This is a genomic window from Niastella sp., assembly GCF_045805085.1.
GTDB lineage: Bacteria > Bacteroidota > Bacteroidia > Chitinophagales > Chitinophagaceae > Niastella.
Genome location: NZ_JBJMLX010000276.1, coordinates 1 through 8,587, shown reverse-complemented (window position 1 = coordinate 8,587; position 8,587 = coordinate 1). Strand labels below are relative to the sequence as shown.

Genomic DNA, 8,587 nt, shown 5'->3' with positions numbered 1-8,587 from the left:
TCGTAGCCGGATGCGCCAGACCGGCATAAGTGCCCCGTAATTCCTCCGGCACATCCGGGTTCAGCCGGGTAAATTCTTTTACATGCAGTTCATAGATCACCGACCGGTCGTAAGGTATTTTGGGCTTCTGCACATTTTCCCAGTCAAACTGCTGATCTATTACCACCGATCGCGGCATATAGGGCGCACTATCGGTACCGTTCAGACTCAGATCATCTTCGCCCATTTTATAACTAAACACACTGTCGTGCCAGTCGATGGTCCCTGATATAGCCTTAGCATAGGGATCCAACAATAATTTATTTGAGTTGAACCGTTTTCCCTCGTTCGGATCATATGGCCCGTTAACGCGGTAACCATACAACTGCCCGGGTTTCAGATCGGCTACATAGATATGCCAGATGTGATGTTCGCGCTCCTTGAGCTTTATTTTTACGAATTCCGTTTTACTATCCAGGTTTTCGAAAAGACACAATTCCACTTCCTCAGCATGTTCGCTGTAAATGGAGAAATTAACGCCTTTTCCATCATACATCGATCCTAATGGAAAAGCCTTTCCGGGGTAAATGCCTGAAAATACCGTTTCGAGGGACGGATTTGTCCCTAATTTTTTTTCCGCTATCATATTGTAAATTTTAAACTTCTCCGGTGAGCAATGCAACCGGGAAATTGCTGAATATGGTATGTATTGGTAAATCTCCTGCAGCTTCAACTGTTTCGCCTGTAAAAACGTTTTGCCATTTTACCGGCGCATCGGCTGGCAGGGTTATAGAACAATTGGTTACCTGTTCTTTCATCGAGATCGGAGCTATCACCAGCACCCACTCCTTTTTATAGTGTCGTGCGTAAGCAATAATTCCACAATTAGTGGATGTGTATAAGGGTATATATTCGCCATGCAAAAAGACTGCCGCCAGTTGCCGCCGGCATTGCAGGCTTTTCCCGGTAACATAAAACTTTTCCAATCCTTCTTCTCTTTTTGAGGTAATATATTTCAACATTTCTGCCGGGCCTTTCTGTGCCCATTCTTTTATGTCTTCCAGATATTGTTTATAGATCTCAAAATCAACCGGGCGGCGGTTATCGGGATCCACATAACTGGTATTCCAGCCTTCGCTGCCCTGGTAAATATCAGGCACGCCAGGCGCGGTGATCTTCACCAGCGTTTGGGTCAGCGACAAAAGTTGTGCATGCGCCACTATTTGTTTAAAGAACGGAAGGAAGCTTTTTACAAAATTATGATCGGGTCGTAAGATCTTTTCAATAAACCGGCAGCCTGCTTCTTCATACTGCATTTCGGGCGACTGCCAGTTGGTAAACAGTTTTGCCTCCCGGATCGATTTTATATAATAGGCTTTCAACCGCTCCACGTATTCAGGTGTTACCTGCTCATCGGCGGGAAAACCGGCTACCAGGGATTGATAAATAAAATACTCGTCCTCTCCTGTGGGCATGGACTTCCCATCCCGGGTTTCTTTACAGGAGGCATTGATCAACCGCCACTGTTCATTTGCCTGCTGCCATTCGGTTGTAAACCAGGTAAGCGCATTCACGCGTAACCGGCCATCTTCCCCGCGTTTGGTATCGTGGGTGGAAGTGGCATTTAACGAAAATGGAGATTGCTGTTGCCGTTGCTGCATCCACTGGTGAAAATCGGGCGCCGTATAGTTCTCCTTATTGGGCGTGTCCCCTACTTCATTATGTCCTAACAGGGCGTTGTATACGTAAAAAGTAGTATCCTCCACGCCTTTGGCCGTAAGCGGACCCGTAAACTGCATGAGCCGTTTTTGAAATTCGAGCCGGCGTAAATTAATGGCAGGATCGTTTTCATCGAGGTCCCAGATGGTTTGCAATAATTGCAGGGTTTCCCGCCATTCAGATCCTCTTGTTATAGCTTCCTGAAATGTTTGTTCAATTATTTGTTGCGCCTTGCTGTCGGGCGCTTCTTCATCAGGATATAACCGGTACACCGGCAAACAGCACATCACCAGCGCGAGCGCCTGTTTGGCATCATCCGCCTTAAGTGTTTCGGGCACCAATTGCAGGTTGTAAAGGCTTCTTACGAGGTTACTCCATTCACCGCCCATATAGGTTTCCAGGAAGTGGCGTTTCTTTTCAAACGTTATGGTTTTATAATCCGGCAGGCCGGGGAAAAGCGATGTATAAAAGAGCTTCAACCGGCGGGCGCCCTCCATATTGGTCAGCAACCAGTTGATGTGGGAAGTAAATTCATACCCCGTAGTGCCCTGCACCGGCCAGTTGTTGGGCAGGTGTTCGTGTTGTTCCAGGATCTTTTCTACTATAACATAACAATCCTCACCAAAGAACTGCCGCAGCCGGTGTAAATATTCAACCGGTTTTTCCAGCCCGTCTATATGGTCAACCCGTAACCCATGCACCCCCTTTTGCCGGTACAGGTTGTGCAACAGCTGGTGGTATTCATAAAATACTTCTTCGTTGGCCATGTTCACGGCAATGAGCTCATTAACGGCAAAGAACCGGCGATAATTGATCAGTTGGTTGGCCTTTTGCCAAAAGCAAAGCTGGTAATACTGTCGCTCCAGGATATTTTGTACTGCCCGGGCATCGCTGTTTATGACTTCCAGCAGCTTGCGTACTTCCATTACAGCGGGTTCATTGGCAAGGAACGATTGTATAAGACCGGCCTTAATTTCGCGCCAGGAGTATAAAGGCCAGTCCTGCTCCGCCTCGGCGCGCAGTTGCTGTATCAGCTGCCCTACATCTTCCTGGTGCAGCAGAGCTAACAATGGTTCATACCCACCAATGGAAAGCGGATAAATGTTTTCACCATATTTTACTACAAAGCCTTCCGGGCCCAGATCTATTTTAATTTCCTGTTGCTGTAAACATTCCGGCAATGGCCTGCCCAGGAAAGGCACCATCAGTTTTCCATGCAGCAACGGATCGGGATGTTGCCAGTCAATATCGAACCAGTTGTAATAAGGGGAATGCGGCCCCCGTTCCAGTACATCGGCCAGGCGCAGGTTGCTCATGGCAAAGACCATATGGTTGGGCACTATATCCTGCAGCCAGGTCATATCTTTTTGCTGTAACGCCCCGTTGATCCGATATAACTGGTCAACAGTGCCAATTTCACCATTCAATGTATAGGGATCACATACATCATAGCCATGCATACTACCTGCCGCGGCCGAAAAGAACGGGCTTGCATAAATGGTGGTAATGCCTAACTCATGTAAATAGGCTATAATTGCTTCTACCTTGTTGAAGTTAAATGCAGCATTCAACTGTAACCGATAAGTAGATACAGGTATCCTCATAAAAACACACTCCTTATTATTTATTCTTCCACCTTCTTTGTTACTTCGAAAACAAGAGCAGCCATCGGATTTACCAGGAAGGGCTGTTCGGGTTGCACTATCGACGGCGCCAGGCTGCCGGGACCATTCCACTCCACATCGGAGGTGTCGAACACTTTGGTACAGACCTTTTCGAATTGAATGTTCTCGGGTTGTTTTCCCAGGTTTAAACAAATAATCAGCACGGCGTCATTGCCATGCCGCTCAAAATGCAACACCTTGTTTTGAATGCGGATGTTCCGAACGGCATCATCGCGCCGGAAGTTTTGTAATGCCGGTTGTTCCTTACGAAAAGCGATCAGGTATTTATACAACTTAAACAAACCCGGTACTTCATCTGTTTGCCAGCTTAATTTTGATTGATTGAAGATGGTTTCGTCCTGCGGATTGGGCACTTCGCCTTCCCAGTTGAACACGGCAAACTCCTTACGCCGGCCTTCGCATAATTGTTCAATCAATACTTTATCTGAATGCGTGGTAAAATACAGGAAGGGATTCTTTTCGCCATATTCCTCACCCATGAACAACAGCGGCACATGGGGTGACAGCATAAGGGTGGCTGCCGCCAGCTTCAACCCATCGGAAGATATTATCGTACTAAGCCGGTCGCCCAGCAGGCGGTTGCCTACCTGGTCATGGTTCTGCACAAAGGCGATGAATTGATTGTACCCGGTATTGGCAGGTATTTTACCAAAACAGCGTTTGCGGTGTTTTGAATACTGCCCGGTATATACATACGAATTCTGCAGGGAGAGCGCCAGGTCTTCCAGGGGGCCAAAATCTTCATAATACCCCGTTTGTTCGCCGGTGATGGCCGAATGTAATGCATGATGAAACTCATCAACCCACTGCGCATCCAGGCCATAACCGCCTTGCGCAACCGGTGAGATATAACGTGGATTGTTCAGGTCAAATTCAGCTATCAGTAGTTTTCTGCTTTGCACCCGTTGTTCCAGCAATCTTACCTGGGTGGTCAGTTCTTCCATAATATGCAGGGCGCTGCTGTCGAAGATGGCATGTACTGCATCGAGCCGCAGGCCATCTATATGAAACTCCCCGAGCCACATCAGGGCGTTCTGGATAAAATAATTACGAACGCCATCGCACCAGGCGCCGTCAAAGTTTACCGCGCCGCCCCAGAACAATTTATATTTATCAGTAAAGTAAGGGCCGAAATTGGGCAGGTAATTCCCTTCAGGCCCCGCATGATTATACACCACATCCAATATAACGGCGATGTCCCGCTGATGGGCGGCATTTACCAGTTGCTTAAGATCGGCGGCGGTGCCATATTCATTATGGATGGCGAAGGGAAACACCCCATCATATCCCCAGTTATGATGACCGGGAAACTGGGCAATGGGCATTAGTTCAATAGCTGTTATACCCAACGTTTGCAGGTGATCGAGTTTGGAAATAATGCCCTGGAAATTACCGGCCGCCGTAAAGGTGCCGGTATGCAATTCATACAGGATCATTTCTGCCAGTTCCATGCCCTGCCATTCATCATCTGTCCAGTTAAAGGAAGTGTCGGTTACTTCAGAAGGACCGTGCACCCCCTGGGGCTGCCAGCGTGAAGCCGGATCAGGGCGTTGCAGTTCGTTGTCTAATTTATACCAGTATTGCATGCCCGGCCTTACCTCGTCAATGGTTACCGTCCAATAACCCAACTCCCCTTTTTCCATAGGCCAGGGCAATTCAGGCGAGGCTTCTAAAACCACATGAACCGAAGTACATTCAGGCGCCCAGACAGTAAACGTACACTGACCATTTGTTTTTGGCATGGCGCCAATAGGGATATAGGTGTTAATCACGGTTATCTTTCGGTAAATGGTTGAAAAATATATGCCAGTAACAACAGTCACTGGCATATATTTTTCCATCAACAGGATCTTTATTCTTCCTTTAGATCGATCTTTTTCAGGTCCATACTGGCTGGGCCATTCAACACATCGCCATCAATGGAATACCGAGCGCCATGGCAGGGGCAATCCCAGGACATCTCGGCCGCATTCCACGCCACGCTGCATTTTAAATGCGTGCAGGTGGGGTTCAGCACATGCAGGTTGCCATCGCCATCTTTATATAAGGCGATCTTATGTTTATCATATACCACCACTTTCCCTTCGCCATGGGCCAGTTCAGACAGTGAATCCAACTGGCTGCGGGTTACCAAACCACTTACCAGGTTCTTTACCACATCGGCATTCTCCTTAATAAAATTGGCAAACCCGGCAATAGGTTTTATTCTATTGGGATCGAACAGGTCTTTATAGGCACTGGCGCCCGTTAAGATAAGGTCCGATAAAAGTATGGTGGCCACCTGGCTGTACACCATGCCATTGCCACCATAACCGGTGGCTACATACACATTGGGTCGCGCGCCTGGCAATTCGCCGATATAAGGCAACCCGTCTGCCGGTTCATAATATTGTGATGACCACTTATGTGTAATACTTTCTACATTGAAATACGTTCTTATATGTGCCTCCAATCTATTAAAACAAGCGGTGGTATTGTCTTCATGACCGGTTTTATGGTCTTCGCCACCTGCAATAAAATAGGGCTCGCCATCTATTACCTGTGTTCTGTAATAATGATAAGGGTCATACATATCATAACACAATTCATCAGGATATTTATCCCCTAACTTTACTGCCATTGCATATGACCGGTAGGGTGCGCAGCGTAAATGCAACACGTTTACACCTGGTGGTATATGGGTAGCATACACCAATGCGTTTGTTATATAGATATAATTATTATTTGTTTCTACTTCTATGATCTCCACACTGGTCACTTCATCAGTTCTATGGGTATGATTGGTAACCGCCGTTTGCTCTATTATGCGGCCGCCTGCCGCTATAAAGGCTTTGGCGAGTTGATAGACATACTTAACCGGACTGAACTTTCCCTGTGCGGGAATTTCAATGGCTTTTGTGAATGGAATGTTTACGGGAATATTGTTTGAATAATTCACCGGCACGCTCACTTTTTCGCAGGCTGCAACTATATCCTGCAATTCTTTTTGTTGATCGTCATTCTGCGCAAACAGGTAAGCCGCTGTTCTTTCAAAACCACAATCGATCTGGTAATTTTCTATATTCTTTTCAATATGATGAATGGCTTCTTTTACGCTCTGCGCCACCAGTTTGGCATTATCTTCCCCAAAGTTTTTTATGATGGTAGTATAAGGTGTATCCAAGAGGGTATTAAGATGGGCTGTGGTGCCGCCGGTTGTACCAAAACAGCAATTATGAGCTTCCAGCACCAGGCATTGCAGCCCTGCACTTTGTAACCGAAGGGCCAGGCTGATACCGGTAATGCCAGCACCTACAATAATTACATCGTATTTGGCAGCCGGCGCCTCATTATTAAAGGGCAGTGGTTCCACCGTCTGTTGCCATAAACTGGGCAATGCGCCATCTCTTGTAATCATATAGATAATTTTATTGTTTTTTTATCACGCTTATAACCCCGTTTCGTTCTATATACACCCTGTCAATTTTTGACAGGTCTTCTGTAGAAGCAGATTCCCGGACGCCCTGCATCACATTCTCCTTACACACCTGTGCTCTTTTCATATTTTCATCAACGAAATGGCCATCTTTGAACAGCAGCATTTTGTCACCTTCTATTATACTGCTGAGCTTTTCGTTGCGCGAAACAAGGAAGCCCAGCAACCGGTGTATCAATACAATGACCAGGCAACAAATGATAACCGGGATAAACGGAGAAGCCCCTACCACTGCCCTGCTTAAAACAGCTCCCAACAATATGGTGATGATGTTATCGAGGGGGGTATGCAGTCCAAAGGAACGCCTGCCGGAAATCCGAATAAGCGCCAGCGCCAGGATAAATATGGTAATGCCCCGCATACTCATCTGAAGCGCCGTCAGGTCTGTACCTTGTCCAAACAATTGTAAAGCCCAATCCATTAAAAACATACTTCAAAAAACGAACCATGACACCGGAAAGGTTTTTGCAATTATAATTGTAAAAGGCATATGCAAACGATTGAAGTAGTAATAGAATCGCCAAGAGCTACGCAGGCTAAATTCAAATATGATCCTAAAACAAAGCTCTTCAAGCTAAAACGGCTGTTGCCATTGGGCATGGTATTCCCCTATGATTTCGGGTTTATTCCCGACACCGTTGGTGAAGATGGCGACCCGCTGGATGCGCTGGTGATGTCAGAATTTGGCAGCTTTACGGGCGCCCACCTAACCTGCAGAATTATAGGCGCCTTGAAAGCCGTTCAGGGAAAAGAAGGGAAAAAAGCCGTTCGCAACGACCGGTATTTTTGTGTGCCGGTAGGTTCCATTACCTATTCACCCATTGAAAACATTGACCAATTAGGGAAAGAACACAATAAGCAGATCGAAGAGTTTTTTATCAATTACAACAAAGTAGATGGAAAAGTATTTACCTGTTTGGGAATAGTTGATCCGGAGAAGGCGAGCAAGATGATAAAGAACGGCAGGGAGTAGTAGGAAGTTGACCAGTTGACCAGTTGACCAGTTGACCAGTTAACAAGTTAACAAGTTAACGAGGACGAAGAAGGTTTAGAGGAAGAAAGAAGAAAGAAGGAAGTTGATAGCGTTGATACAGTTAATAAAGGAAGCATGAGATAAGAGATAAGAAGTAAGAAGATCTTGTATTTTCTTACCTCCTACTTCTTACCTCCTACTTCGGCTTTTTATTTAAAGACCGTGTCTGTTAGTCAGCGCTAACGGCTTGTTGATCTTTTCCGGGTTGTCCGTTTTTTTGCTGCGGATCTCTTTTTGGCAGGAGATTTCTTTTTAGCAGTAGTAGCCCGCTTCTTACCGGCACTCTTCTTACCGGCACTTTTCTTAGTAGCGCTTTTTTTTGAAGCGCTTTTCTTTGAAGCTGATTTCTTTTTAGGTACTTTGGCGCCTTCCTCGCGGGCTTCAGACAATCCAATGGCAATTGCCTGTTTACGGTTTTTTACCTTTCGGCCGCTTCTGCCACTCTTTAGTTTTCCTTCTTTCATTTCATGCATGGCCCTTTTAACTTTCTTACCGGCCCCTCTTGAATATTTAGCCATAAAAAATAATTTAAAGGATTAATAATTACTGTTATTCGCTTCAATTTCATTACCAGTGAAGAGTGTAGATGAATGTCTACATCCTGGCGCTAAAGCAAAGGCAATATTTTTGTGAGTGCCTATAGTATGGAACTATTTGATAAAAACTTACTTATTCGAATTGGTAAAAATCTTAAGC

Annotated in this window: 6 protein-coding genes and 1 pseudogene; 1 reads left to right on the top strand and 6 read right to left on the bottom strand. The window is 45.9% G+C overall.

From position 1 onward, the window contains the following. The 5 genes and pseudogenes from ACJ751_RS14400 to ACJ751_RS14380 form a co-directional block, all read right to left on the bottom strand. Positions 1–625 (bottom strand): annotated as a pseudogene (locus ACJ751_RS14400) (glycogen debranching enzyme GlgX); the annotation flags it as partial. 10 nt (positions 626–635) lie between these two features. Then, a complete protein-coding gene (gene treY / locus ACJ751_RS14395) occupies positions 636–3,302 on the bottom strand; it encodes a malto-oligosyltrehalose synthase (RefSeq protein WP_407746196.1) in 2,667 nt (888 codons plus the stop codon). A gap of 20 nt (positions 3,303–3,322) precedes the next feature. After that, the gene (treZ, locus tag ACJ751_RS14390) at positions 3,323–5,212 is read right to left on the bottom strand and encodes a malto-oligosyltrehalose trehalohydrolase (protein WP_407746195.1); all 1,890 of its coding nucleotides are present in this window, start codon (positions 5,210–5,212) and stop codon (positions 3,323–3,325) included. Positions 5,213–5,235: 23 nt separating this feature from the next. Beyond that, positions 5,236–6,780: an FAD-dependent oxidoreductase gene (locus ACJ751_RS14385; protein WP_407746194.1), complete on the bottom strand. Its 1,545-nt coding sequence runs from the start codon at positions 6,778–6,780 to the stop codon at positions 5,236–5,238. A 10-nt stretch (positions 6,781–6,790) separates the two neighbouring features. Beyond that, positions 6,791–7,279 carry a DUF421 domain-containing protein gene (locus ACJ751_RS14380; RefSeq protein ID WP_407746193.1) on the bottom strand — a complete coding sequence of 163 codons (489 nt, stop codon included), beginning with the start codon at positions 7,277–7,279 and terminating at the stop codon, positions 6,791–6,793. Between the two features lie 69 nt (positions 7,280–7,348). Here ACJ751_RS14380 and ACJ751_RS14375 point away from each other — a divergent pair, with 69 nt between their 5' ends. Next, positions 7,349–7,831, top strand: coding sequence for an inorganic diphosphatase (locus tag ACJ751_RS14375; protein ID WP_407746192.1), 483 nt, complete (start codon positions 7,349–7,351; stop codon positions 7,829–7,831). Between the two features lie 239 nt (positions 7,832–8,070). On the opposite strand, the gene ACJ751_RS14370 is transcribed toward ACJ751_RS14375, so the two are convergent. Then, complete coding sequence (locus ACJ751_RS14370; protein ID WP_407746191.1) at positions 8,071–8,409, bottom strand: DUF6496 domain-containing protein; 339 nt, start codon at positions 8,407–8,409, stop codon at positions 8,071–8,073. Between the last annotated feature and the right edge of the window lie 178 nt (positions 8,410–8,587).

Excerpts from the sequence above, each read along its gene's own strand:
- ACJ751_RS14375 (WP_407746192.1), top strand. The coding sequence starts at position 7,349 with ATGCAAACGATTGAAGTAGTAATAGAATCGCCAAGAGCTACGCAGGCT.
- ACJ751_RS14380 (WP_407746193.1), bottom strand. The coding sequence starts at position 7,279 with ATGGATTGGGCTTTACAATTGTTTGGACAAGGTACAGACCTGACGGCG.
- treY (WP_407746196.1), bottom strand. The coding sequence starts at position 3,302 with ATGAGGATACCTGTATCTACTTATCGGTTACAGTTGAATGCTGCATTT.
- ACJ751_RS14370 (WP_407746191.1), bottom strand. The coding sequence starts at position 8,409 with ATGGCTAAATATTCAAGAGGGGCCGGTAAGAAAGTTAAAAGGGCCATG.
- treZ (WP_407746195.1), bottom strand. The coding sequence starts at position 5,212 with ATGCCAGTGACTGTTGTTACTGGCATATATTTTTCAACCATTTACCGA.
- ACJ751_RS14385 (WP_407746194.1), bottom strand. The coding sequence starts at position 6,780 with ATGATTACAAGAGATGGCGCATTGCCCAGTTTATGGCAACAGACGGTG.